Genomic DNA, 26,071 nt, shown 5'->3' with positions numbered 1-26,071 from the left:
AATGCGCCCTATTTGGGCGTTGCCAATGCGAAGGGGAGGATCGCATCCGCTCCCGCAGCCTGCAGTGCAGCGGTCGCACACGTGAACGTCCAACCGGTGTCGGTGAGCAGATCGACGAGCAGAATCGGCCCGTCTACGGACGATACGTCCGGAACCTCCCACGAGTCCACCAGGCCGGCAACTCGGAAGGCCGAATTTGCGGCCGATACCGGAGGATGTCCCGGTCTGACCTGCATCACTCCCAGGTTCTCCAGCTTCCCGACGGTTGCCAGGCGCTCGGCTACCGAGCGCACCAGCAGCGGGTGGGTGGGGGAGTCCAGGGCCAGCACGGCGGTCGGGCGGTCGGCCCAGTCCCAGTTGGCCAGCACCGAGATGCAGGCCTTCTCCAGCGCTTCGGTGACGGGAGCGTCGGGTGCATCCAGCAGGGCTCGCAAGCGTCCACCCCACCCGAGGTCGGTGAGGCGGCCGAGAACGCGACCCGGTCGGTGCGGGTTGCCGATCTTGCCCGAGAGCGATACACCGAGCTTTTTCATCCCACTGGGCCACTGCTTTCGGGGCTGGAGATCGAGTCCGGGGCGATCGAGCCGGGCCCTCGCAGAGTCGACCGACGTGGCATCGACCGCGGACGAGAGATGCTCGCCCGTGCAGTTGTCGCATCGGCCGCAACGGTCGGACTCGGTGCCGGGTGCGCCGAGATCGGGGTCGTCGAGCTGCCGACGAAGAAATTCCATCCGGCACCCATCGGTGCTCTGGTAGTCGAGCATCGCCTGCTGCTCACGGTCCCTGGCTTGCTCGAGGCGTTCGTAGCGGCTCGCGTCGTACGTCCACGACTCACCGGTGGCCATCCAACCGCCACGGACGCGTCTGACGGCACCGTCGACGTCCAGGACCTTGAGCACCATCTCGAGCCTGCTGCGATTGAGCTCGACCAGTGGCTCGAGAGCTTGGGTCGACTGAGCCTTGTCGGTATCGAGTGCCTCGATGACCTGTCGCACGAGATGTTCCCGCGGGAATGCGACGGAGGCGAAATAACTCCAGATCTGCCGGTCCTCGTGGCCGGGGAGGAGCACGACGTCGGCGCGTTCGGTGGCGCGGCCGGCGCGACCGACCTGCTGGTAGTAGGAGATCGGCGAGGACGGTGCCCACATGTGCACGACGAAGCCGAGGTCGGGTTTGTCGAACCCCATGCCGAGTGCGGAGGTCGCGACGAGCGCCTTGACCCGGTTTGCGAGTAGGTCGGCTTCGAGTGATTCGCGTTCGGTGGGGTCGGTCTGACCGGTGTACGACGCCACGACGTGGCCCTGGTCGGTGAGCAGCGCGGCGAGATCCTTGGCGGCCGAGACCGTCAGCGTGTAGATGATTCCCGAGCCCGGCAGGGTCTTCAGGTGATCGCCGAGCCACGCTGCGCGCTCGGTGGCGTTCTCGATCCGCACCACCGACATCCGTAGTGAGTCTCGTGCGAGTCCGCCGCGTAGGACCAGGGTGTCTCCGCCGCCGACCCCGAGTTGGGCGGCGACGTCGTCGACCACCCGGTCGTTCGCGGTCGCCGTGGTGGCCAGCACGGGTATGCCGTCGCGCAGTTCGGCGATGAGGGTGCGGATCCGCCGGTAGTCGGGCCGGAAATCATGTCCCCAATCGGAGACACAGTGGGCCTCGTCGACCACGACCAGGCCGGCGTCACCGGCCAACGACGGCAGCACCTGGTCGCGGAAGTCGGGATTGTTCAGGCGCTCGGGGCTGACCAACAGCACGTCGAGCTCGCCCGAGTTCACCTGTTGATGGATCTCGTCCCACTCGGTCATGTTGCCCGAGTTGATGGTCGCCGCCCGCACCCCGGCGCGCTGCGCAGAGGCGACCTGGTTTCGCATCAACGCCAGCAGTGGCGACACGATGACCGTCGGTCCCAGACCCTGGGCGCGCAGTAGTTTCGCGGCGATGAAGTAGACAGCCGACTTACCCCAACCGGTCCGCTGGACCACCAACGCACGCCGACGGTGCACGACCAGCGCCTCTATTGCCGTCCACTGGTCCTCGCGCAACACCGCTTCGGGGCCGGCGAGCTCACGCAGCAGCCTTTCGGCGTCTTCGCGCAAGTTGCCTACGGTCGCGTGCGTCGCTGTCGTCATACTGTTCATCGTGCAGCATCGGTACGACAGAGAGCAGAGCCGGCGGTGAGCGACCCGGCATCGCACCGCAACCTCGCGGCCTTGGCGACGGTGTTCGTCGGCGGCGCGGCAGGCACTGCTGCTCGCTATGCGATCGAGGAACGTCTCCCGCACACGACGTCGCAGTGGCCTCTCGCCACCTTCGGAATCAACATCGTCGGTGCTTTCGTGCTGGGGTTGCTGCTCGAGTCGCTGCTGCGCAGTGGTCCCGATACGGGTGGACGGCGTCGGCTCCGGTTGCTCGGCGGTTCGGGGTTCTGTGGCGCGTTCACCACGTACAGCACCTTCGCCCTCGAAGCGGTCGAGGGTGTCCGGGGCGGGTTCACCGGACTGGCGTCGGCATATGCCGTCGTCAGTGTGGTGTTGGGAGTTGTGGCGGCCGGAGCCGGAATCATGTTCGCCAACAGAGTGATCCGATGATCGCGGCCCTGGTGATCCTGGCCGGCGCGCTCGGGTCGGTCGCGCGATTCTTCGTCGATGCGGAGGTGAAGTCACGGCTGAGCTCGCGCACGAGCTTCCCGTGGGCAACCGTCGGCATCAACATCTCGGGCTCGTTCCTGCTCGGGTTGCTGGCCGGCTGGGTGATGCTGCGCGCCGGCTCCACCGATGCGCAGGCAGTTCTCGGAACCGGGTTCTGTGGGGGCTACACCACCTTCAGTACCTCGACCGTGGACACCGTGCGGTTACTGCAGCAGGGCCGCCGGGTCGACGCCGCCGTCAACGCGATCGGCACGCTGGTGGCGTCCGTACTCGCGTGCGGCGGCGGTCTGGCGCTCGCCTCGGCTCTGTAGTCGAGGCGGGCGCCACACTTCAGGCTTGGCTGACGCGCACCATGTTTCCGGCCGGATCACGGAACGCGGCATCGCGGGCACCCCAGGGCTGACTCGTCGGCTCCTGCAGTATCTCGCCCGTACCCGCCGCGCGGATCCGCTCGAACGCGGCGTCGAGGTCGTCGGCGCGGAACAGCAGTCCCGGCAACTCGCCCTTGGCCAGCAGCGCGGCGAGCTGATCGCCCAGTTCCCGAGAACGGCCCGCGTGCGGCTGCGACAACACGACCTCGATCTCGGGTTGTTCGCTGGTGGACAGCGTGATCCAGCGGTAGCCGTCGTTGGCCACCTCGCTCTTGACCTCGAGTCCGAGAGCGTCTCGGTAGAACGCAACCGAGGCATCGGGGTCGTCGGTGTAGACGTGAACGTGGCTCAGTGAAAGTGTCATGGATGAAGGCTAGGACGCCCCGGCCGCAGATGCTTCTTCGATTCTGCTCGGCTCGGTCACCGCCGCCGTCGGGGATGTGGGCCCTCGCATCGGGCGTCCGAGAACCATCGCGGTGCAGCTGGGTACGGCGTGGCTGCCACGATGATCGCGGGCGCGGTAGGCGCTCGGTGTCTCGCCCACGATCTCGGTGAATCTCGAGCTGAACGACCCGAGGCTGGTACAGCCGACGGCGAAGCACGCCTCGGTGACCGTGACGTCTCCGCGTCGCAGCAGTGCTTTGGCGCGCTCGATTCGTCGTGTCATCAGATGCGCGTACGGCGTCTCGCCGTAGGCCTCCCGAAACCGGCGACTGAAATGTGCAGTGGACATCAGCGCGGTTCTGGCGAGTGACGGGACGTCGAGCGGTTGCGCGAAATCGCGATCCATTCGATCGCGTGCGCGGCGCAGCAGGCGGAGCTCGGTCGGGTCGTACGCATTCATCGCGCGTCCGAACTGCGGAGGGATTGGATCTGGGACGTCGTTCCCGAGGACGCGCTCGCGCCGGCTCCCGTCGCAGCGAAAGCACCTGCGGCGACGGCCCATTCGACTGCAGCGCGGGGACCGCTCGACCAGGACGCCGCGAGTGCCCCGGCGAAAGCGTCGCCCGCTCCGGTGGTGTCGACCGCCTCGACCTTCGGCGCCGGTACATCGAACGATTCCGAGCCGCGGTATCTCGCGCCTCGTGCGCCCAGCGTGGTGACCACATGTTCTATGTCGTCCGCTCGGCTCCCGATGCGCGCTTCCTCGGCCTCGTTGACCACCAGGACGTCGGTGGCGGCAACCAGAGCGTCGGGCAGATCCCGGACGGGGGACGGGTTGAGCATCGTCACGATGTCGTGGGAGTGCGCGTACTCGAACGCCGCGAGCACGGTCTCGAGAGGAATCTCCAACTGGCACAGCAGGATATCGGCCTCGTCGATGATTGCCAGGTCGTCGTCGGTGAGCTCGTGTACACCGCCGTTGGCTCCGGCGACGACCACGATGCTGTTCTCGGCTCGGTCGTCGACGGTGATGGCGGCGATACCGGACGCTCCTGCTGCGGTTCGCAGAGCACGGTCGTCGACGCCTGCGCTGGTGAGTGTGTGCCGCAGTGTCGGCCCGAATTCGTCGTCCCCGACCGCCCCGACGAAGCTCACGCGAGCTCCCGATTTCGACGCCGCGATCGCCTGGTTGGCACCTTTGCCGCCGGGAGCGGTGTCGAACGAGGTCCCCAACACGGTTTCGCCCGGTTCCGGCAGGGCGGGGGTCCGAGTGATCAGGTCCATGTTGATGCTGCCCAGTACGACGATGCGTGGGCTGTTCGAGCGAGGGTTCGATGCGGACACGACCGAAACCTATCGCCCTGGGCTCGACCGAACGGCGTGATCCGGCCCCGAATTCGTAATTGCAGATTGTTGACAATCCGTAATCGGTGGGTGACGATGGCACCCATGACAGCGTCGACTCGCACCCACCTCAGCCCCGCACTCAAGCAGGCGACCCCGATCGTCGTCGACCACGGAAAGGGCAGCTGGATCATCGGGACCGACGGGCGCAAGTACCTCGACTTCACGACCGGGATCGGCGTCACCAGCACCGGTCACTGCCATCCCCGCGTGGTCGAGGCAGCTCGCGAACAGGTGGGCAAGATCATCCACGCCCAATACACGACCGTCATGCATCAGCCTCTGCTCGCGCTGACGGACAAGCTCGGAGAAGTGTTGCCTGCCGGGTTGGACAGTGTGTTCTACGCGAACTCGGGATCCGAGGCAGTCGAGGCGTCGATCCGATTGGCGCGCATGGCAACCGGTCGACCGAACATCGTTGCATTCCACGGCGGCTTCCACGGGCGAACGGTGGCGGCTGCATCGCTCACCACGGCGGGAACCAAGTTCCGATCGGGATTCTCGCCGATCATGGGTGGGGTGCACATCGCACCGTTTCCGTATGCATTTCGGTACGGATGGGACATGGACACCGCAGTCGCCTTCGCGCTGAAGGAACTCGATTACCTGTTGATGACGATGTCCAGCCCCGCCGATACGGCTGCGTTCATCATCGAGCCGGTGCTGGGCGACGGCGGATACCTCCCCACACCCCCTGCATTCCTCGAGGGCTTGCGCGAACGCGCCGACACCCACGGCATCGTCCTGATAGTCGACGAGGTGCAGGCCGGAGTCGGACGCACCGGAACGTTCTGGGGCCATCAGCACTCGTCGATCACCCCCGACATCCTCATCACCGCAAAAGGACTCGCCAGCGGGTTCCCGATTTCGGCGATCGCCGCATCGGCAGAGCTGATGGGCAAGGCATGGCCGGGGTCGCAAGGCGGAACCTACGGCGGCAACGCCGTCGCTGCTGCGGCGGGAGTCGCTACCCTCGACGTCGTGCGCGAGGAAGGGCTGGTCGACAACGCGGCAGCGCAGGGCCGAGTTCTCCTCGACGGCCTTCTCGCGCTGAAGGAACAGCACCCGGCCATCGGTGATGCTCGGGGACTCGGATTGATGCAGGCGCTCGAATTCGTCGACAGCTCGGGCAATCCCGACGCCGCCGCTGCTCTGCGGGTGCAACAGGGTGCCATCGACGAAGGGCTGCTGTTGCTCACCTGCGGTGCGCTCGGCAACGTGGTTCGTATCATCCCCGCACTGATCGTGAGCGACGACGAGATGACGTTCGGACTCGACGCGTTGTCGCGGACATTGAAGAACGTGCTGTGACAGCAGCCCCAGTTCGTTCCGAGGTGCCCGCACTCGTACAGCGAGTGCGAAGACTGGGCATCGACGTCGACGATTCGTCCCGACGGTTGGCCGAATACTCCTACGACGCGTCGAACTACCGAGTCCCGCCGGCCGCTGTCGTCTTTCCGCGCAGCGCCGACGAAGTGGCTACGGTCGTGTCGCTGTGTGCCGCCGCCGACGTTGTCGTCATCGGGCGTGGCGGCGGTACCTCCATGGCGGGCAACGCAATCGGCCGTGGGATCGTCCTCGACTTCTCGCGCCACATGAACCGGGTGCTCTCGGTCGACACCGAGTCCAGGACTGCCGTCGTCGAGCCCGGAATCGTCATCTCGGAGTTGCAACGTCAGCTGGTGACGCGGACCGACGGTGCCTTCACCTTTGCGCCCGATCCGTCCAGCAAGACCCGCGCGACGGTGGGCGGAGCCGTCGGCAACGACGCGTGCGGTAACCACTCCGTGCGGTACGGACGCACCGCCGACCACACGGTGGCCATGGACGTGGTGACCGCCGACGGATACCTGCTGCGAGTCACCCGCAGTGGTGTGCAGGCGCTGCGAACCCAGGACTCGGCGGCTGTCGCTGCAGCCGAACGTATCTCGAACGAGCTGCGCTCGCTGGTGTCGGACAATCTGGCCCTTCTACGGGTCGAGTTGGGTCGCATCCCGCGTCAGGTATCGGGATTCCACCTCTCGCATCTGTTGCCGGAGAACGGTTTCGACGTTGCCCGGGCCCTCGTCGGAAGCGAAGGTGCCTGCGCGGTGATCGTGTCGGTGACCGTCGCCGTCGTGCCCGTACCCCCAGCCGCACTGCTGCTGTGTCTCGGATACGACGACGTGGTGGCCGCCGCGGCGGACGTGACGACCATTCTCGAGTTCTCACCCGCCGCCGTCGAAGGAATCGACGACAACATCGCCGGCACGATGGAGTATCGCCGCGGACCGGACTCGGTACGAGGGCTCCCTGCAGGAAATGCCTGGTTGTACGTCGACCTCGACGGGGCCGACGCGACAGAGGTGCAGGACAAGGCATCTCGGTTGCTCGAGGCTCTCGGTCGGCTCGGGCGCGTCAAAGAGGGTCGTATCGTGACCGATGCGGCCGATCGCGCAGCGTTGTGGCGGGTGCGCGAGGACGGTGCCGGTTTGGCGACGCGCCTGGCGAGTGGAGTCGAGTCCTGGGGCGGTTGGGAAGACGCCGCCGTGGCACCGGAAAACCTGTCGGCGTATCTCGCGGACCTGAATTCGCTACTGGCCGAACACAATCTGACCGGAGTGATGTACGGCCACTTCGGTGCCGGCTGCATGCACGTACGGATCACCTTCGACCAACGCACCGACGCCGGACGACGAGTGATGTACGACTTCCTGCGCGCTGCCGCACGCGTCGTCGTCAAGCACGGCGGCAGTCTTTCGGGCGAGCACGGTGACGGCCGCGCACGCTCGGAGCTGTTGCCGGTCATGTATTCCCCTCGCATGCTCGACGCCTTCTCCCGGTTCAAGCGCATCTGGGACCCCGCGGGAATCCTGAACCCCGGATCCATCACCGACCCCGAACCCCTGATGGACAACCTGATGCTTCAAGGCATCCCGGCCCGGGAGTGGAAGACCAGCTTCGATCTGCACCAGATAGGGTCGCGACCCGATCTGGACCCGTTCGTCCATGCCACCCAATCCTGTGTGGGCGTGGGGAAATGTCGAACGACAACCGGTGGCGTCATGTGCCCGAGCTACCGTGCGACGGGTGACGAGAAGGATTCGACGCGGGGCCGGGCGCGGGTGCTGCAGGAGATGGTGCGCAGTTCTCCGACGGTGGCCGACGGATGGGCATCGAAGGACGTTGCGGAGTCGCTCGATCTCTGCCTGTCGTGCAAGGCCTGCTCCTCGGACTGTCCCGTCGGCGTCGACATGGCCACGTACAAATCGGAGTTCCTCGACCATCACTACGCGAGGCGGCTGCGGCCGCTGTCGCACTACTCGCTCGGGTGGTTGCCTCGATGGCTCGCGGTGACGAAGCGAACGGCACCGCTGCTCAATCGTCTGCTGACACCCCGGGTGTCGGCAGTGGCGGCACGTCTGGGTGGGCTGACCACCGAACGCGCATTGCCTCGGTTCGCGTCGTCGAAGGAACTGGCCGATGCCGTCCGAGTCGGCGGTGGCCGCGACGCCGATGTGGTGCTCGTCGTCGACACGTTCACACAAGGTTTTCGCCCCGAGGTCGCGGGTGCGGCACAACGCGTTCTCGAAGACTCCGGACGCACCACCGAATGCCGAACGGATGTGTGTTGCGGTTTGACGTGGATTTCGACGGGTCAGCTGAAGTCCGCTCGCAAGCAGCTGACGAAAGCCGTTGCGGCGCTGGACGACGGTACCGACAGGCCGATCGTCGTGACCGAACCGAGCTGTGCGGCCGCGTTCCGTAAGGACATGCCCGAACTGGTCCCCACGGACGCGGCGAGGAGGGTCGCGGCACGCGTCCAGAGCTTCGCGGGAGCGGTGATCGATCAGGCAAGCGCGGGCTGGCAGCCCTCGGGCGACATGCCGGCTGCGGTCACGGTGCAGACTCACTGCCACGAGTACGCCGTCTTCGGCGATGCAACGCAGCGCCGAGCCCTCGCCGCCGTGGGCATCGAGTCGGTACGTGAGGCCACCGGATGTTGCGGTGTAGCAGGTAATTTCGGTTTCGAGAGTCGGCATTACGAGCTCAGCATGGATGTCGCCGAGCAGGCTCTCGCGCCCGCGTTGCGGGCCACCGAACCCGACACTCCTGTTCTGACCGACGGATTCAGCTGTCACATGCAGGTGCGCCAACTGACCGGTGACTCGGGCGACGATGCATCCGTACACCTGGCACAGATACTCGATCCACGTTCGACGAAAGGACCGCGGCCATGACCGCCAGCTCGACCACCAGCCTCACGCGTCCGCGCATCACCTCTCCCACAGACTGTTTCATCGGTGGTGAGTGGGTGCCGTCGGTATCGGACGCCCGATTCGATGTCGTGGACCCGGCCACAGGCGAGGTCATCGCCACGGTTGCGGACGGCGGTATCGCGGACGCAGAGAAAGCGCTCGCTGCAGCCGTCGACTCCGCGGCGGAGTGGGCGGCCACCGCACCGCGAGTGCGAAGCGACATACTGCGGACGGCATACGAGATGATCATGGCCCGCTCGGAGGAGCTCGCTGCGATCATCACCGCCGAGATGGGTAAACCGCTCGCCGACGCGCGCGGCGAGGTGGCGTACGGAGCCGAGTTCTTTCGCTGGTTCTCCGAGGAAGCGGTACGCATTTCGGGTGATCACACCCTGACCGGAGACGGGAAGAACCGCATCGTGGTCACCCGCGCGCCGGTCGGGCCCTGCATTCTCGTCACGCCGTGGAACTTCCCGCTGGCCATGGGAACTCGCAAGATCGGGCCTGCCCTTGCGGCAGGCTGCACCGTCGTGTTCAAGCCCGCCGAGCAGACGCCGCTGACGGCACTTGCGCTGGTGCAGATTCTCCACGAGGCGGGGGTGCCTGCGGGCGTCGTCAACATCGTGCCGACCACCGATGCGTCGGGTGTCGTGGGGTCGTGGATGAGCAGCGGCGCTGCCCGCAAGATCAGCTTCACAGGATCCACGGCAGTGGGCAAGATTCTGCTCGAACAAGCGGCGGCGACGGTGATGCGGACGTCGATGGAGCTGGGCGGGAATGCACCCTTCGTGGTCATGGACGATGCAGATCTCGACCGCGCCGTCGACGGAGCCATGGTTGCCAAGATGCGCAACATGGGCGAAGCATGTACCGCAGCGAACCGGTTCTTCGTTCACCGCAGTGTGGCACAACGCTTTTCGGATGCTTTGGCCGACCGAATGGGCGCGCTGAGGGTGGGCGCGGGCGCTTCTCACGGGACCGAGGTGGGGCCGCTGATCGACGACGCAGGCCGGGGCAAGGTCCAGGCTCTGGTCGACGATGCTCTCGCGCGCGGTGCCCGCGCCGTCGTCGGTGGTGCGGCCCCGGACGGGCCGGGCTACTTCTACCCACCGACCGTCCTGACCGATGTCGATACCGAATCGGATCTGATGTCCCAGGAAATATTCGGACCGGTGGCCGCTATCGTTCCCTTCGACACCGAGGACGAGGTCGTCGCGCTGGCCAACGACACCGAATGGGGACTGGTCGGATACGTGTTCACCCAGGACATCGATCGGGCTCTGCGAATGGGGGAGCGCCTAGAGGTGGGCATGGTGGGGCTCAACACCGGGTTGGTGTCGAATCCGGCAGCCCCGTTCGGTGGTGTCAAACAATCGGGACTCGGCCGCGAGGGCGGGAAAGTCGGAATAGACGAGTTTCTGGAGTACAAATACTTCGCGATTCCCCGCAGCTGAGGAAGGTTCTGATCATGCCCGGTTCGAGACGCCTGACACCGATCGACGCACGCAACACGTCGATGGTGATCGCGGATCAGATTCGCGATCGCATCATCGACGGGTCCTACGCGCCCGGAGAACAGATCAACGAGGCGAATGTCGCGGCGGAGCTGGAGATTTCACGTGGCCCCGTGCGAGAGGCGTTGCAGCGTCTGAATCAGGAGGGACTGCTCGTCAGCTACCGCAACCGCGGTGTGTTCGTCGTCGAGCTCAGCAGCGGCGACGTCGCCGAGATCTACCAGTCGCGTGCAGCGATCGAGGTCGGTGCGGCATGGACTCTGGTACATGGAGATCGTGCCCAGCTGATCAAGACCGCAGACGAACTCTCGGCCATCGTGATGCAGATGCAGCCTTTCATCGATCGGGCGGATTGGCGTGGCCTCGCCGAACGCGACCTTGCCTTTCACACTGCCCTGGTAGCGGCCACGAGAAACAGTCGGATGTCTCGTATGTACGCCACGCTGGCGGCCGAGGCACGCATTTGCATGGCAAATCTCGAAACTGCTTACTACCGTCCCGAAGCCCTGGTCGAGGAACATCAGCTGATCGTCGATCTGCTGCTGGGATCGGATTGGGATGCGCTCGAGAATGGCGTCCACGAACACATGGACACCGCCGTGCACGATCTGACGCGAGCCATGGTCGACGAGCAGGCCGAGCAATCCGTACTCGCCACACCCGGGTAGAGCCTTCGGGCGCAACACAGCTTTAACACGGCAGCCCTTGCTCCCCACCGGCACCTGCGGATAGCCTGATTGTCAACAATCTACTAAAAGACCTCCCGAAGGGGGTGCCCGTGAACGCCTCATCCGACGATGCCTACGTCACCGCAATCGGACCCGCGCAGACTCCAGGACGGGCTGCTCCCGGCCTGGCTCGCTACCCGGACGTACCGAACAGCACGCCCATCACGTTCACCGACGAGGAATACGCCGACCGGCTCGCAGCCGTCCGTCAGCGCATGGCGTCGCAGAACCTGACTGCGCTGATCGTCACCGACCCCGCGAATCTCTACTATCTGCTGGGCTACAACGCACTCTCGTTCTATACCCCGCAGATGCTGTACGTGCCGCTGGACGGCGAGCTGTACTTCTTCGCTCGCGAGATGGATGCCAACGGTGCGTTCCGTACGTCGTGGTTGCCGCAGGACCACACCTTCGGATACCCGGAGACGTTCGTTCAGCGCAGAGACACCCACCCGTTCGTCTGGGTAGCCGCCAAGCTACGAGAGTTGGGGTTGGTCAACAACTTCGAGCACGGTCAAGTGGGACTGGAGATGGACTCGTACTACTTCAGCCCCAAAGCCTTCGAAGCGCTGGTCAAATCGCTACCCGAGTACCGATTCACCGACTCGTACGAGTTGGTCAATTGGATCCGCGTGGTCAAGTCGCCGGCCGAGATCGCGTTGATGCGCGGTGCGGCGACGGTGTGCGAGGCCGCGATGTCTGCTGCGCACCAAGCAATTTCGGTAGGGGAACGGCAGTGCGATGCCGCTGCCGCCATCATGAACGCACAGGTACGCGGCACTGCCGACTTCGGCGGCGATCACCCTGCCATCGTGCCGATGCTGCCGACCGGGGCAGGAGCGGACACTCCGCACCTGACGTGGTCGGATCAACGGTTCGTACGCGGCGAGACCACCGTCGTCGAACTGGCCGGCGTGTTCCGGCGGTACCACGTTCCGATGGCCCGCACGATCGTGCTCGGCAAGCCGAGTCCGCGTCTGAAATACCTCGCGGAATCCACCGGTGAAGCGCTGAACGAGGTACTGGCAACGGTCCGCCCCGGGGTCACCGCAACCGAGCTGGCTCAGGTATGGAACACCAGCCTGGCCAAGCATGGCCTCCACAAACCCTCGCGCATCGGCTACTCGATCGGCGTCGCGTACGCCCCCGACTGGGGCGAGCGCACGGTGAGCCTACGCACCGACGACGAGACCGTCCTGGCCGAGAACATGACCTTTCACATCATCGGCGGAATGTGGATGGACGACTACGGATACGAGGTGTCCGAAGCAGTCCGAGTCACCGACACCGGCGTCGAAACATTCACCGCATACCCCCGAGAACTACTGACGAAGGAGTGAGACATGACCACCTCCGCCGCAGGCTCCACTCCTGCCCAGAAGGGTCGTTCCGCAGGCTCCACTCCTGCCACCCCGAGTCGTTCCGCGGGCTCCACTCCCGCCCAGAAGGGTCGTTCCGCGGGCTCCACTCCTGCCATTCCCTGGGCCCTGCGCACCGACCAACTGGTGGGATCGGTGATCGACTCGTCGACATCGCTTCTCGCTGCCCAGAAACACGACATCGTCAGGTTCGCGATGGGATCTCCTGCAGCCGAGACGGTTCCGGCTGCCGCGTTCACCGAGATCGCCGGCAGTGTCCTCACAGCGGACGCCTTCGATTACGGTGCCACCGAGGGTGATCCGGGTCTGCTCGACGCGTTGTTGGCGTATCTCGAGTCCGTCGGCGAACCCACGTCCGAGGATCGGGTCGTCATCACCTCGGGCGGCATGCAGGGTCTCGACATCGCCTGCAAGCTGTTCGTCGATCCCGGTGATCTGGTCATCGTCGAAAGTCCCACGTACACCAACGGAACTGCCACCGTGTTGAGCTACGGCGGCGACATTCTCGAGGCACCGATGGACAGTGACGGTCTGATCGTCGAGGCGTTACCCGAACTCGTCGAGCGAGCCGGGCGTCTACCGAAGATGATCTACGTGATTCCCAACTTTCAGAATCCGTCCGGGGTCACGCTCTCGCTCGAGCGTCGACTGTTGTTGATCGAGTTGGCACACCGATGGGGTTCGGTGATTCTCGACGACGATCCTTATGGCCTGCTGCGTTTCTCGGGGGACCCGATTCCGAGTTTCGGGGCGCTGAGTCCGAACGATCCGCTGATCTTCTCGGTGCGGACCTTCTCGAAGATGATCGCTCCCGGTCTGCGCGTGGGGTGGGTGGACGCGGCCCCCGAAGCGCGTCGGTTGATCGTCAACGCCAAGCAGGCGATGGACACCTGTACGAATCTTCCGGCCCAGAGGATGGTGGCCGAGTACATCCGGCGCGGGCTGCTCGAGGAGCACCTGCGGTCGCTGGCTGCGGTGTACCTACCGCGAAAGATGGCGATGCAGAACAGCATTGCGACACACTTCGGTGACGCGATGTCCACCACGGATCCCGACGGGGGCTTCTTCCTGTGGGCGACATTGCGTGGAAACGACCACGATTTCTCGACGCAGGATCTGTTCGAAACCGCACTGGCCGAGGGTGTTGCCTACATTCCAGGACCGGCGTTGTCGGTGGGCGGCAAGTTTCACGATTCGCTACGGCTGTGCTTCGCCTCGTCGACACCCGAGCGCATCGAGGAAGGCATCAGGCGGTTGGCCGTCGCGGTGGAAAAATCGAAGCATCTGCTCGCCTCCGACCCCACGCGATGACCGTTCCGAGTGCCCAGCAGTCTCTGCTCGACGCCGTCGATGAGAACGAGATCGTTTCTCTCACAGCCGCGTTGATCGAGGCGGGCGGTGAAAATCCGGGCGACACCGAAGAAAAATGCGCGAAAATACTCGCGGAGCGATGTCGCGCACTGGGATTCGACGTTCGCACGATCGAGGTCGCTCCCGGCAGACCGAACGTGATCGCCTCGATCGGACCCGATGACACCCCCGGGGTCCTGTTCGTCGGCCACTCCGACGTCGTTCCGGCGGGCACGGGCTGGACGACGGATCCGTTCACCGCGGTCGTGCGAGAGGGGCGCATGGTCGGACGGGGAGCATGCGACATGAAGGGGGGAGTGGCCGCAGTGGTGGCCGCTATGGATGCGGTGAACCATGCCGGTCTTGCAGATCGCTTCCCGATGACGTTGGCGTGTCTGGTGGACGAGGAAGACACGGGCTTGGGTATTCGAGCATTCGTCGCCGACCCGGGGCCCCGTCGTTTCCAGTGTTGCGTGGTGGCCGAGCCGACGGACCTGGTGACCATCGTCGGTTGCCGAGGAGCCGCGAATATCGAGATCGACGTGCGCGGGCGTTCGGCTCATGCAGGTCGGCCGCGTAACGGTGCCAATGCGATATCCGCTGCCGCCCGCATCGTCGCCGTCATCGAGGACTGGCAGATCGAATTGGACGAGGATCCACACGCCGAACTCGGTCCCGCTACCTGGAACGTGGGCACCGTGACGGGAGGCACCGGTACGTCGATGGTTGCCGACCGGTGCGTACTCACGGTCGACCGTCGGCTGCTACCCGGCGAGAGCGCTGCGGAGGTGGTGGACGACCTGCGTTCGCGCATCGACGCGGCAGGTATCACCGGTTCGGGAATCGAGGTACATCTCGAGGTGTCGATGGAAATGCCGGGCTTTCTCACCGCTGCGGACGATGGATTGGTCACCACTGCAATGCAATCGGTTCGCGACATCGGATCTGCCGGTTTCACTGACATCTGGACTGCTTCGTGCGATGGTGGTTTCGTGGCACAGCAGATGGGTATCCGCACCGTCGTGCTCGGTCCCGGGGAGATCGAAAACCAGGCGCACCGGCCGGACGAGTCCGTCGCCGTGCAGCAATTGACCGACAGCGCAAAGGCGTACGCGTTGATCGCCACCAGAATCGCTGCGCCACCTGGTCTTTAGTTTTCCAAGAGGGGGTTGTTCGAGACGTGCGCCCGGCGTCGACGTAAAGTCGGACGCTGCGAAGTACCAAACCGACGCTCCACGTTGTCATAAAGCGAGAGGTATTGGACCGTGACCGAAACTTCAGGGTCGGCAGCTTCGCCGACCGGATATCCGCCGAGTACCGACACACTCAGCGCGAACGAAACGAAAATTCTGCATCGCGCGATCGGCGGGTCCGCACTGGGCAACGCCGTGGAGTGGTTCGACTACGCGGTGTACGGCTACCTGGCCGTCTACATCGCCGCCAACTTCTTTCCGTCGGACGATGGGGGAGCGAGCCTGCTCTCCACGTTCGCCGTGCTGGCCGCGTCGTTCATCATTCGCCCCATCGGCGGCATCGTGCTCGGCCCGCTCGGCGACCGCATCGGTCGTCAGAAGGTCCTCGTCCTGACCGTCTCGATGATGACGTTGGCCACGGCGGCGATCGGTGTGCTGCCGACGTTCGACACCATCGGTATCGCAGCACCGTTGCTGTTGCTCGTCTGCCGACTGGTGCAGGGCTTCTCCACCGGCGGTGAGTACGGCGGCGCAGCAGTGTTCATGGCCGAGTACGCGCCCGACAAGCGCCGCGGATTCTTCGGGTCGTTCCTCGAATTCGGCACCCTCGCAGGCACGGTGGGCGGGGCCACCCTGTGCACCCTGCTCAACGTCGGGCTCGGAGACGAGACCATGGAGGCCTGGGGCTGGCGAATCCCGTTCCTGGTGACGCTCCCGCTGGGCATCGTCGCGTTGTGGCTGCGGACCCGGCTCGAGGACTCTCCGGTGTTCGCCGAGGCCAAGGAAGACGGCGGCACGGTCGAAGAAGGTGCAGGTGGAGCAGTCACCTCCCTCAAGGCCACCCTGACGTACTGGCAGCGAATCCTGATTCTGATGGGATTCGTGCTGCTGCTCAACATCGCGTACTACACGGTGCTCACGTTCTTGCCCTCGTACCTCAGCGACACGTTGGGGCACAGCACGACTCAGTCCAACTTCACTCTCGTGGCCATCATGATCATCATGATGTTGATCATCAACCCCATCGGCGCTCTGTCCGACCGGGTGGGCCGAAAGCCGTTGCTGCTGGTCGCCTGTGTGGGGTACTTCGTCTTCAGCGTCCCGCTGTTTCTGTTGATCATCAACACCGGCCTGATCGGCCAGAGCATCGGCCTGCTCGGTCTCGGCGTGTTGCTGGTCATCATGTGCTCCTGCGTGTCGTCGACGCTGCCCGCACTGTTTCCCACCCAGGTGCGCTACGGAGCGTTCGCCATCGGATACAACGTCTCCACGGCGCTCTTCGGCGGCACGGCACCGCTGATTCTGACGTTCCTGATCGACCGAACGGGTTCCAACCTGATCCCCGGTTGGTACATGATGATCGCAGCTGCCATCGCGTTCGTTCCGATCCTGTTGATGCCAGAGACCGCGGGCCGGTCGTTGCGCGGCACCCAGTGCCCCGGTGACAACGACGACGAGGTCGCTGCGTCCGGCGTCGAGCTCGTCGGATACAAGTCGAAGTAGTGCGTCCGGTTCTGGCCGTTCTGCATGCCGGCGACCTTCCCGACGGACTCGATTCCGTCGCGAAGGTCGCCGACATCAGATATGCCACCGCCGACACGCTCGCCGAGGCCGTCGACGGCGCCGATGCCCTGCTGCTGTGGGATTTCTTCTCGCCCGCAGTCGAATCCGCATGGCCGCAGTGCGGTTCGCTGAAGTGGATCCATATCGCCGCTGCCGGAGTGGACTCGTTGTTGTTCGACGAACTGGTGGAATCCGATGTGGTCGTGACCAATTCACGTGGAGTGTTCGACCGGCCTATCGCGGAGTTCGTGCTGGCTCAGATTCTGGCGTTCGCGAAGGACTCCGAACGTTCGCGCACACTGCAGCATTCGAAGACCTGGCAGCACCGCGAGACCGAACGCATCGACGGTGCATACGTGATGATCGTGGGCACCGGAGCAATCGGGCGTGCCATCGCGACTCTGCTGAGTGCTGTGGGAATGTCGGTCTCCGGCGTGGGTCGAACAGCGCGAGGCGGCGACGGAGACTTCGGCACCGTGTACGCCAGTGATGATCTGGTGGACGAAGTAGGGCGGGCCGACTACCTGGTTCTGGTTGCCCCGCTGACCGAACAGACGAGGGGCCTGGTCGACGATTCCGTGTTGGCCGCGATGAAGCCCGGATCCAGGGTGATCAACGTCGGTCGCGGCGAGCTACTCGACACCGATGCACTGCTCACGCATCTCGCTTCCGGACACCTCGCCGGGGCTGCGCTCGACGTCTTCGAGACCGAGCCGCTCCCGGCCGACCACCCGCTGTGGGCGGCCGAGAACGTGGTCGTCACTCCGCACATGAGCGGGGACGCGTCGGGGTGGAAGAGTCGTCTCGCCGACGTCTTCGCCGACAACGCGCAGCGATACTTCCGCGGCGAACAGCTGCGCAACGTCGTCGACAAGAAGCTCGGTTTCGTGGTGTGACCGGTCTCGTGATGTGACTGTCAGTAGGCCCGCTCGTACTGCGGTGCCACTGCCGGTGCCATCTCCACTCCGAGTTCGCGGGCCGCGCGCCGTGGCCAGTACGGATCGCGCAGCAGCTCGCGGGCGAGGAGCACCGCAGTCGCCTCGCCGAGCGAAACGATGTCGTCGGCCTGTTTCGGTTCGGTGATCATCCCCACCGCTGCGGCCGGCATCGTGGTCTCGTTCTGGATACGCCGTGCGAACGGCACCTGGTAGCCGGGTTCGACCGGAATCTCGGCGCGTACGTTCCCGCCGGTGGACGTATCGACGAGATCCACGCCGTGCTCGGTGAGTATCTGCGCCAGCGCGACAGTCTGATCAGAGGTCCAACTCGGAGCTTCCAAGTCGGCTGCAGCATCGGACTTCTCGGGTTCGTCGAGCCAGTCCGTTGCCGACAGACGGACGAACACCGGAAGCTCGGCCGGCCACACCTCACGGACCGCGTCGACCACCTCGATCAGCAGGCGAGTCCGCCCCGCGAAGTCGCCGCCGTAGGCGTCGGTGCGGGTGTTGCTGGCTGGCGAGAGGAATTGGTGCAGGAGGTATCCGTGCGCGCCGTGTATCTCGGCCACCTGGAACCCGGCCTTCAGTGCGCGCCGCGCAGCGTTACGAAAATCGTCGACGATCTTCGCGATGTCGTCGGCTGTCGCCTCCCGTGGTGTCGCGTAACGACCGAACGGTACGGCGCTCGGGCCCACGGTTTCCCAGCTCCGGGGATCCTCGGCGGGCAGTGATGTGCCACCGAGCCAGGGAGCCGCCGTCGAGCCCTTCCGGCCCGCATGCGCCAGCTGGATGCCCGGGACGGTACCGAGGGACGAGATCTCGGTGACGATCTCGGCCAGTGCGTCGGCCTGTGCGTCGTTCCAGATGCCCAGGTCCGACGGGCTGATTCGGCCCTCGGGGCTGACCGCTGTGGCCTCGGTGATGATCAGGCCGGCTCCGCCGATCGCGCGGCTCACCAGGTGGGTGCGATGCCAGTCGCCCGCGACGCCGACGTTCTCGCCCGTCTCGTCGGCCGAGTACTGGCACATCGGTGCCATCCATACCCGGTTGGGAAAGGTGAGCTCGCGCAATGTCAGGGGCTCGAACAGGGCACTCACAGGTGGTTCCTCCGGTCTGTCGGTCTCGACGTCGGTGACGTCGGCGATGTCCACGCTGTGCTGCAACGACGTGGAGATGCAGCTTCATTCCCCGGCCCTATTAGTGTGTAGTGCATGACTGCTTCCGTCTCGGCCGCTTCGGTGCCGTCCTCTGCCGACGAGCGCGAGAACGTGCACTCGGCTGCTCGCCGAGCCCGCGTCGCTTCACGTGCACTGGCGTTGCTGACCACTGCGGAAAAGGATTCGCTGCTGCATGCCGCGGCCGACGCCGTGCTGGCCGCAGCGGAGCCGGTGCTCGCAGCCAACGCCGCCGACATCGAGATCGCCCGCGCTGCGGGAACGGACGAGGGTCTGCTCGATCGGCTGCGGCTGACGGCACCGCGCATCGACGGTATTGCCGCCGGGCTGCGGCAGGTGGCGGGCCTACCCGATCCGATCGGCGAGGTCATCCGCGGATCGACGCTCCCCAACGGGCTCGAGATCAGGCAGATGCGGGTTCCGCTGGGCGTCGTGGGCATGGTCTACGAGGCGCGCCCCAACGTGACCGTCGACGCGTTCGGTCTGGCGTTCAAATCCGGGAACGCAGTGCTGCTGCGGGGGTCCTCGTCCGCGGCGCAGTCGAACGCAGCCCTGGTCGAGGCGCTGCAGGGTGCGCTCACGAGCCACGGGCTGCCGGAATCGGCCGTACAACTGCTCGGCAGTGCTGATCGGTCGACGGTCACCCACCTCATTCAGGCCCGCGGGCTGGTGGATGTCGTGATCCCGCGTGGGGGAGCGGGTCTGATCGCCGCAGTCGTGCGTGATGCCACGGTTCCCACCATCGAGACCGGGGTGGGTAACTGCCACGTCTATCTGCATTCCTCCGCCGACGCGGAGACGGCCGAGAAGATCGTGCTCAACGCCAAGACCCGCCGGGTGAGCGTGTGCAACGCCGCCGAAACGGTGCTGGTCGATGCCGCGATCGCCGAGACCATGGTGCCGAGGTTGTTGCAGGCGTTCCAGATGCACAGCGTCACGGTGCACGGTGATCTGCCGGGGTTGGTTCCTGCAGGCGACGACGATTGGTCGCAGGAATACCTCTCGCTCGACATCGCGCTGAAGGTGGTCGACGGCCTCGACGAGGCAATCGACCACATCGACCGATACGGCACCGGCCATACCGAGGCGATCGTCGCGTCGGACATCGGTGCTGCGCGCGAATTCACCCGACGAGTCGACGCGGCTGCCGTGATGGTCAACGCCTCCACCGCGTTCACCGACGGCGAGCAGTTCGGCTTCGGTGCCGAGATCGGCATCTCCACCCAGAAGCTGCACGCGCGCGGCCCCATGGGCCTGCCCGAGCTGACCTCGACCAAATGGACGGTGTGGGGCGACGGGCACATCAGACCCGTCTGACCGGCCTGCAGCCACTCGACCCGCCAGACCCGATCTTCCAGGAGTTGTGACGTGGACCGTGCCCTACCGACGACACCACCGTTGTTCGCGAGCGTGAACGATGTTCAGGCCCGTCTGGCCGAGACGGGGTATCTGGCCGACAAGGCCACGGCCACATCGGTCTTTCTCGCCGATCGCCTCGGCAAGCCGCTGCTGATCGAAGGTCCCGCCGGAGTCGGCAAGACCGAATTGGCGCGGGCGGTCGCGCAGTCGACCGGAGCCGAACTGGTGCGACTGCAGTGCTATGAGGGCGTCGACGAGGCGAGGGCACTGTACGAGTGGAACCACGCCAAACAAATCCTGCGTATCCAATCCGGCTCGAGTGCCGACTGGGACTCGACGAAGCTCGACGTGTTCTCCGAGGAGTTTCTGCTGGCTCGGCCACTGCTGCAGGCCATTCGCCGAACCGAGCCGACCGTGCTTCTGATCGACGAGACCGACAAGGCAGATGTCGAGATCGAGGGCCTGCTGCTCGAGGTGCTCAGCGACTTCGCGATCACCATTCCCGAGCTGGGCACGATCACTGCGGAGCGCACCCCGTTCGTCGTGTTGACCTCCAATGCCACGCGCGAACTGTCGGAAGCTCTCAAGCGCCGCTGCCTGTTCCTGCACCTCGACTTCCCCGACGCGGACCTCGAGCGTCGAATCCTGGCCAGCCGCGTTCCCGAACTGCCCGAGGCAATCGCGGAGCAGATGATCAAGACCGTCCGCGTGCTCCGAGGGATGCAGCTCAAGAAGTTGCCGTCGGTGGCCGAGACGATCGACTGGGGTCGCACACTCCTGGCCCTCGGCATGGACACCCTCGACGACGACGCGGTCCGGTCGACGCTCGGAGTGGTGCTCAAGCATCAGTCCGATCAGGTGCGCGCCGCCGCCGAACTGCGGCTGAACTGACATGCTCGCCCCACACGGAATTCCCGGGCATCTCGTCGGCTTCGTCGAGGCGTTACGCAAGCGTGGGATCTCGGTGGGGCCGTCGGAGACCGTCGATGCCGGACGCGTCCTGTCGGTGTTGGATCTGTTGGACAGAGAAGCGGTCCGCGAGGGGCTGGCCTGCGCGCTGCTGAGACGTCCGACGCACCGCGGGGTGTTCGACGCGTTGTTCGACCTGTGGTTTCCGGTGGCATCGGGTACCAGAGATTCGGGGCAGATCGACACCGCGCTGCCTCGCACCGAGACAGGCGAGGTCGATATCGATGCGTTGCGTGAACTGATCGTCGAACTGCTCTCGGACGACTCGGCGGAGGCGGCCGAACTGACCCAGATGCTGGCGGCCCAGATGGTCGAAGAGCTCGGTCAGTACAAGTCCTCGAACGGGCCGTCGTTCTCGGCCTATCAGGCATTTCGTGATGTTGCTCCCGACACGCTGCTTCGCAAGATCCTCGACGGCCTGCTGGGCCGGAGTGACGACGCGCCGGATCGGCCCACCGACAATTACGAGTCGGAGGTGGCCAAACGTACTGCAGCGCAACGCATTGCCGACCTACGCAAGATGGTCGAGAGCGAGACGAGGCGACGGTCGGCCGAGAAACTGGGCCGCGACCGGGTAGCGAGCTACGGCGTGCCGAAACTGGCGGAGGAAGTCGATTTCCTGCGTGCCTCGGACGCGGAGATGGTTGCATTGCGGCGTAACGTCGCACCGCTGGCGCGGTTGCTGGCCTCGCGACTTGCGGTGCGCCGCAGTCGAAGCAGGCACGGCTCCATCGATCTGCGACGCACGCTGCGCAAATCCATGTCGACCGGCGGTATTCCCATCGATCTGGTGGAGCGTAAGCCGCGTCGTGCCCGGCCGGAACTGGTTGTGCTGTGCGATGTCTCGGGGTCGGTGGCCGGATTCAGTAACTTCACCCTGCTGCTGGTGCACGCTCTTCGTGAACAGTTCTCCCGGGTGCGAATCTTTGCGTTCGTCGACTCCACCGACGAGGTGACGCGGTTCTTCGATTCCGGGGCAGACCTCGGGGCAGCCATGAGCCGGATCGTGCGGGAAGCGGACCTCGTGACCTACGACGGTCATTCGGATTACGGGCATGCCCTGACGACGTTCGACGAGAAGTACGCGCAGGTCATCACCAGCCGCAGTTCGGTTCTCGTTCTGGGCGATGCCCGGACGAACTATCGCGAACCGAAGCTGCCGGCGTTGGCCCGAATCGTCTCGGTGGCCAAGCACGCCTACTGGCTGAACCCCGAGCCCAAATCTCAGTGGGGATCCGGTGATTCGGCGGCCAAGGTGTATGCGGACGTGATTGCGATGCACGAGTGTCGGTCGGCCCAACAGCTCGCGACGGTGGTCTCACGACTGTTGCCGGTATGAGGCGTGTAACCGGCGTCGCTGCCACGGACGTAGAATCGTCGGTTGTGCAGCACGAATCCGGCCCCGGTGAGGACACGAACACCACGCCGACTCTCCGGTTGGGGGTCATGGGCGGCACTTTCGACCCCATTCACCACGGTCACCTCGTGGCTGCGAGCGAGGTGGCGGCCACGTTCGGTCTGGACGAGGTCATCTTCGTTCCCACCGGGACCCCGTGGCAGAAGGAGGGCCGGTCGGTCAGCCCGGCCGAGGATCGCTACTTGATGACGGTCATCGCCACCGCGTCGAATCCTCGGTTCTCGGTGAGCCGGGTCGACGTCGACCGGGAGAAGTCGACCTACACCGTCGACACCCTGAGGGATCTTCGAGCGCAGCACCCCGATGCCGAGTTGTACTTCATCACCGGTGCCGATGCGCTCGAGTCCATTTTGACGTGGCAGAACTGGGAGGAGCTCTTCGAGCTCGCGAAGTTCGTCGGAGTGACGCGGCCGGGGTTCGAGCTCGGCGTCGATCATCTGGCCAACCATCTACGATCGTTGCCCGCCGACACTCTCACATTGATGGAAATCCCGGCACTCGCGATATCGTCGACGGACTGCCGACGTCGTGCCGGTGAAAATCGGCCGGTCTGGTACCTCGTCCCGGACGGCGTCGTGCAATACATCTCGAAGAGGAACCTCTATCGACCACGGGGCGCGCAGCGCCTCGACGGATCCGTCACCATGTCGGAACCGGCGCCACAGAAGAAGCAACCGGCCGGGTCGGTCACCAGCGCAGTGACCGCGAACCCGAGCCATACGAGTGGGAGTACACCGAAGTGACTGCAACAGCCGAAGCCGCCGAGATGGCGCGTATCGCCGCGCTCGCAGCCGACGACAAACTGGCCAGCGACGTGGTGATCCTCGACGTCTCCGACCAGCTCTACATCACCGATTGCTTCGTGATCGCCTCCGCGCCCAACGAGCGTCAGGTCAACTCGATCGTCGAGAACATCGAGGACCAGCTTCGTGAGGCCGGACACAAGCCGGTGCGTCGCGAGGGCACCAGAGAGGGCCGCTGGGCGCTGCTGGACTACTCCGACATCGTGGTGCACGTCCAGCACAACGAGGAGCGCAACTTCTACGCGCTCGAGCGGCTGTGGAAGGACTGCCCGACGATCGAGGTTCCGGGCCTCGGTCAGCATCCGGCACCGGAACCGGAGCAATGATCCGGCGGCTCATCCTGCTTCGCCACGGTCAGACTGACTACAACGCCACCGACCGTATGCAGGGCCAGCTCGATACCGATCTGTCCGAGCTGGGCCGCAGTCAGGCGAAGACGGCTGCGGCCGAATTGGCTGTCCGCGCGCCCATCCGCATCGTCTCGTCCGATCTCAAGCGCGCTCTCGACACTGCGGAAGCTCTCGGGGGCGCGGCTGGAGTCCCGGTGTCCACGGACGAGCGGCTGCGGGAGACACATCTCGGCGACTGGCAGGGACTCACCCACACCGAGGTGGACGACATCGCCCCCGGGGCGCGTCCGGCCTGGCGTGCCGACGCAACCGTCGCCCCGCCCGGTGGGGAAAGTCGCATCGACGTTGCGAACCGCAGCGTGCCGCTGGTGCGTGAGCTCCTCGGCGGCGTCCCCGAGTGGGGTGCCGACGGCGACCAGCGACCACTGGTGCTCGTGGCGCACGGAGGGTTGATCGCGGCCCTGACCGCAGCGTTGCTCGCACTGCCGACCGATCGCTGGCCGGTACTCGGCGGCCTCGCCAACACCAGCTGGGTACAGCTCGGTGCGCACGGGCCCGGCGACAACCCGTCCTGGCGGCTCGACGTCTGGAACGCCTCGGCGCGGGTGGCCAGTGACGTCCTCTGAGGAGGCCGCCGCGCGCCCCGTGCTGCTCGTGCTGGCGGACTCGCTGAGCTATTACGGACCCGAGGGCGGGCTGCCGGTCGACGATCCTCGACTGTGGCCCAATATCGTTGCCGCAGAGCTGGATTGGGATGTCGAGCTGGTAGCCCGTATCGGCTGGACGAGCCGCGATGCGTGGTGGGCTCTGACCCAGGATCCGCGAGTGTGGGCGGTGATACCGCGGGCCGGTGCCGTCGTACTCGGAATCGGCGGCATGGACTCGTTGCCGTCGCCGCTACCGACCGCGTTGCGTGAGCAGATCCGCTACATCCGTCCGCCCGCACTTCGGCGGGTCGTTCGCGCGGGTTATCAAGCGGTGCAGCCGGTTCTGTCACATCTGGGTTGGCCGGTGGCGCTTCCGCCGCGACTGAGTGTCGACTACCTCGAACAGACCCGCGCCGCGTTGGCCTACGTGCGGCCGGAATTGCCCGTCGTCGGTACCTATCCGTCGGTGCATCGGTGCGACGCCTACGGGCGGGTGCATTCGGGGCGCGAGCCCGCGGTACGAGCGCTGCGTGCCTGGAGCGACGAAAACGGTGTTCCGATGGTCGATCTCGCGGAGGCAGTTCGTCCGAACATCGAGTCCGAGAACGCCAACCCCGACGGAATCCATTGGGGTTGGGATGCACACGTGGCCGTGGCCGACGCAATGCTGACGGTGTTGCGACCGGTGGCAGCGGCGGCAGCGATCCGGCACCCATGACCGTCGCCGTCGTCACCGATTCGTCGTCCTGCCTGCCCGCGTCCGTAGCCGCCGAGTGCGGTATCACGGTGGCACCGCTGCATGTGTTGGTGGACGGCGTCGACCATCGTGAGGGTATCGACGAGATTCCCGAACAATCGACCGACGGAAAGCCGGTGACGACCGCGGGGGCGTCTCCGGGCGAGCTGACCGAGGTCTATGCCGCAGCTCTCGAACGCAGTCGAGGGGCGGGCGTCGTCGCACTGCACATCTCCCGGGGCCTGTCGAGCACCTGGGAGGCTGCGCGGCAGGCCGCCGAGCAGATCGGATCGTTGGTGAAGGTTGTCGATTCCGGTTCTGCCGGAATGGGATTGGGCTACCCGGCGCTGGCAGCAGCGTATGCCGCAGCGGGTGGAGCCGGACTCGAAGAGGTCTACGACGATGCTGTTCGCAGGTCTGCGTCGTCGAGATGTTTCATCGTCGTCGATCGATTGGATCACCTGCGCCGCGGCGGCCGTATCGGCACTGCCGCAGCCCTGCTCGGTACGGCCCTGGCGATGAAGCCGGTGCTGCACATCAGCGATGGTGCGCTGGTGTTGCGCGAGAAGACGCGAACCTCCTCGAAAGCACTGAGCAAGCTGGTGGACGCGGCAGCTGCCGCGGCGGCCGACATCGGTACGCAATCCGGGGTTGTCGTGGCTGTGCATCATATGCAGTGCGCCGAGCGAGCCGAGGACGTCTCAGCCATGCTGATGGCGCGTATCCCAGACCTGACCAGCGTCGACGTGCTGCCGTTCGGTGCGGTGCTCGGTGCACACGTCGGTCCCGGTGCCGTCGGCGTAGTCGTCGCTCCTGATCATCGGTAGGGCGTATCGAGCCGCGTCATCCACAGACTTTCGGTTGTGCACAGGGCAGTTCGCGACCACCGTTCGCCCCGGTCGGGTCCG

The 26,071-nt window shown here is 65.4% G+C and carries 24 protein-coding genes; 19 read left to right on the top strand and 5 right to left on the bottom strand.

The annotated features are described in order from the left end of the window. Positions 1–8 precede the first annotated feature (8 nt). Positions 9–2,126 carry an ATP-dependent DNA helicase RecQ gene (locus J1M81_RS13975; protein WP_206498211.1) on the bottom strand — a complete coding sequence of 706 codons (2,118 nt, stop codon included), beginning with the start codon at positions 2,124–2,126 and terminating at the stop codon, positions 9–11. Between the two features lie 45 nt (positions 2,127–2,171). Between J1M81_RS13975 and J1M81_RS13970 the strand changes: the two genes are divergently transcribed. After that, the gene (locus J1M81_RS13970) at positions 2,172–2,585 is read left to right on the top strand and encodes a CrcB family protein (protein ID WP_080736430.1); all 414 of its coding nucleotides are present in this window, start codon (positions 2,172–2,174) and stop codon (positions 2,583–2,585) included. Continuing rightward, positions 2,582–2,956 (top strand): fluoride efflux transporter CrcB, encoded by a 375-nt coding sequence (crcB, locus tag J1M81_RS13965; RefSeq protein ID WP_027497547.1) that lies wholly within the window; start codon positions 2,582–2,584, stop codon positions 2,954–2,956. Before J1M81_RS13970 ends, crcB begins: the two co-directional genes overlap by 4 nt. A 19-nt stretch (positions 2,957–2,975) precedes the next feature. Here crcB and J1M81_RS13960 read toward each other — a convergent pair whose 3' ends face one another. The 3 genes from J1M81_RS13960 to J1M81_RS13950 are packed head-to-tail and all read right to left on the bottom strand — an operon-like array spanning position 2,976 to position 4,684. Next, positions 2,976–3,380, bottom strand: coding sequence for a VOC family protein (locus tag J1M81_RS13960; RefSeq protein WP_027497546.1), 405 nt, complete (start codon positions 3,378–3,380; stop codon positions 2,976–2,978). A 9-nt stretch (positions 3,381–3,389) separates the two neighbouring features. Next, the gene (locus J1M81_RS13955) at positions 3,390–3,860 is read right to left on the bottom strand and encodes a helix-turn-helix transcriptional regulator (protein WP_206498210.1); all 471 of its coding nucleotides are present in this window, start codon (positions 3,858–3,860) and stop codon (positions 3,390–3,392) included. Continuing rightward, positions 3,857–4,684, bottom strand: coding sequence for a ribokinase (locus tag J1M81_RS13950; protein ID WP_052061432.1), 828 nt, complete (start codon positions 4,682–4,684; stop codon positions 3,857–3,859). The genes J1M81_RS13955 and J1M81_RS13950 overlap by 4 nt, the downstream gene beginning before the upstream one ends. Positions 4,685–4,849: 165 nt before the next feature. Between J1M81_RS13950 and J1M81_RS13945 the strand changes: the two genes are divergently transcribed. From J1M81_RS13945 to J1M81_RS13905, 9 genes are all read left to right on the top strand, one after another. Next, complete coding sequence (locus J1M81_RS13945) at positions 4,850–6,115, top strand: aspartate aminotransferase family protein (RefSeq protein WP_032374571.1); 1,266 nt, start codon at positions 4,850–4,852, stop codon at positions 6,113–6,115. Further along, a complete protein-coding gene (locus tag J1M81_RS13940; RefSeq protein WP_080733331.1) occupies positions 6,112–9,024 on the top strand; it encodes an FAD-binding and (Fe-S)-binding domain-containing protein in 2,913 nt (970 codons plus the stop codon). Before J1M81_RS13945 ends, J1M81_RS13940 begins: the two co-directional genes overlap by 4 nt. Next, positions 9,021–10,496, top strand: a complete 1,476-nt coding sequence (locus J1M81_RS13935) for an NAD-dependent succinate-semialdehyde dehydrogenase (protein ID WP_032368192.1) — start codon at positions 9,021–9,023, stop codon at positions 10,494–10,496. The genes J1M81_RS13940 and J1M81_RS13935 overlap by 4 nt, the downstream gene beginning before the upstream one ends. Positions 10,497–10,510: 14 nt before the next feature. Beyond that, the gene (locus tag J1M81_RS13930; protein ID WP_230593412.1) at positions 10,511–11,224 is read left to right on the top strand and encodes a GntR family transcriptional regulator; all 714 of its coding nucleotides are present in this window, start codon (positions 10,511–10,513) and stop codon (positions 11,222–11,224) included. Between the two features lie 221 nt (positions 11,225–11,445). Further along, positions 11,446–12,624, top strand: a complete 1,179-nt coding sequence (locus J1M81_RS13925; RefSeq protein ID WP_032374568.1) for a Xaa-Pro peptidase family protein — start codon at positions 11,446–11,448, stop codon at positions 12,622–12,624. Positions 12,625–12,627: 3 nt separating this feature from the next. Further along, positions 12,628–13,974 (top strand): PLP-dependent aminotransferase family protein, encoded by a 1,347-nt coding sequence (locus tag J1M81_RS13920; protein WP_241258037.1) that lies wholly within the window; start codon positions 12,628–12,630, stop codon positions 13,972–13,974. Further along, a complete protein-coding gene (locus J1M81_RS13915) occupies positions 13,971–15,167 on the top strand; it encodes a M20 family metallopeptidase (RefSeq protein WP_032374435.1) in 1,197 nt (398 codons plus the stop codon). The genes J1M81_RS13920 and J1M81_RS13915 overlap by 4 nt, the downstream gene beginning before the upstream one ends. A 111-nt stretch (positions 15,168–15,278) precedes the next feature. Further along, positions 15,279–16,709, top strand: a complete 1,431-nt coding sequence (locus J1M81_RS13910) for an MFS transporter (protein WP_051365181.1) — start codon at positions 15,279–15,281, stop codon at positions 16,707–16,709. Further along, positions 16,709–17,665 (top strand): D-2-hydroxyacid dehydrogenase, encoded by a 957-nt coding sequence (locus tag J1M81_RS13905; protein ID WP_206498209.1) that lies wholly within the window; start codon positions 16,709–16,711, stop codon positions 17,663–17,665. Before J1M81_RS13910 ends, J1M81_RS13905 begins: the two co-directional genes overlap by 1 nt. A gap of 20 nt (positions 17,666–17,685) precedes the next feature. On the opposite strand, the gene J1M81_RS13900 is transcribed toward J1M81_RS13905, so the two are convergent. Beyond that, entirely contained in the window at positions 17,686–18,804 is a 1,119-nt protein-coding gene (locus tag J1M81_RS13900) for an NADH:flavin oxidoreductase/NADH oxidase (RefSeq protein ID WP_032374567.1), read from the bottom strand. 114 nt (positions 18,805–18,918) lie between these two features. Here J1M81_RS13900 and J1M81_RS13895 point away from each other — a divergent pair, with 114 nt between their 5' ends. The 8 genes from J1M81_RS13895 (at position 18,919) to J1M81_RS13860 (ending at position 25,990) form a co-directional block, all read left to right on the top strand. Beyond that, positions 18,919–20,199, top strand: coding sequence for a glutamate-5-semialdehyde dehydrogenase (locus tag J1M81_RS13895; RefSeq protein WP_032384540.1), 1,281 nt, complete (start codon positions 18,919–18,921; stop codon positions 20,197–20,199). A gap of 51 nt (positions 20,200–20,250) precedes the next feature. Beyond that, positions 20,251–21,132 carry a MoxR family ATPase gene (locus J1M81_RS13890; protein ID WP_027497532.1) on the top strand — a complete coding sequence of 294 codons (882 nt, stop codon included), beginning with the start codon at positions 20,251–20,253 and terminating at the stop codon, positions 21,130–21,132. A gap of 1 nt (position 21,133) precedes the next feature. Next, on the top strand, positions 21,134–22,549 hold the full coding sequence (locus tag J1M81_RS13885; protein WP_206498208.1) for a VWA domain-containing protein: 1,416 nt from the start codon (positions 21,134–21,136) through the stop codon (positions 22,547–22,549). 107 nt (positions 22,550–22,656) lie between these two features. Next, on the top strand, positions 22,657–23,370 hold the full coding sequence (gene nadD, locus J1M81_RS13880; RefSeq protein WP_027497530.1) for a nicotinate-nucleotide adenylyltransferase: 714 nt from the start codon (positions 22,657–22,659) through the stop codon (positions 23,368–23,370). After that, complete coding sequence (gene rsfS, locus J1M81_RS13875; protein WP_027497529.1) at positions 23,367–23,756, top strand: ribosome silencing factor; 390 nt, start codon at positions 23,367–23,369, stop codon at positions 23,754–23,756. The genes nadD and rsfS overlap by 4 nt, the downstream gene beginning before the upstream one ends. Beyond that, entirely contained in the window at positions 23,753–24,406 is a 654-nt protein-coding gene (locus tag J1M81_RS13870) for a histidine phosphatase family protein (protein ID WP_206498207.1), read from the top strand. Before rsfS ends, J1M81_RS13870 begins: the two co-directional genes overlap by 4 nt. Next, on the top strand, positions 24,393–25,145 hold the full coding sequence (gene octT / locus J1M81_RS13865) for a diglucosylglycerate octanoyltransferase (protein WP_027497527.1): 753 nt from the start codon (positions 24,393–24,395) through the stop codon (positions 25,143–25,145). Before J1M81_RS13870 ends, octT begins: the two co-directional genes overlap by 14 nt. Beyond that, positions 25,142–25,990: a DegV family protein gene (locus J1M81_RS13860; RefSeq protein WP_032374431.1), complete on the top strand. Its 849-nt coding sequence runs from the start codon at positions 25,142–25,144 to the stop codon at positions 25,988–25,990. The genes octT and J1M81_RS13860 overlap by 4 nt, the downstream gene beginning before the upstream one ends. Positions 25,991–26,071 lie beyond the last annotated feature (81 nt).

The sequence above is a fragment of the Rhodococcus sp. KRD175 genome, from assembly GCF_017168275.1.
In the GTDB taxonomy this organism is placed as follows: Bacteria; Actinomycetota; Actinomycetes; order Mycobacteriales; family Mycobacteriaceae; genus Rhodococcoides; species Rhodococcoides fascians.
This window is presented reverse-complemented; position numbering and strand designations above follow the sequence as displayed.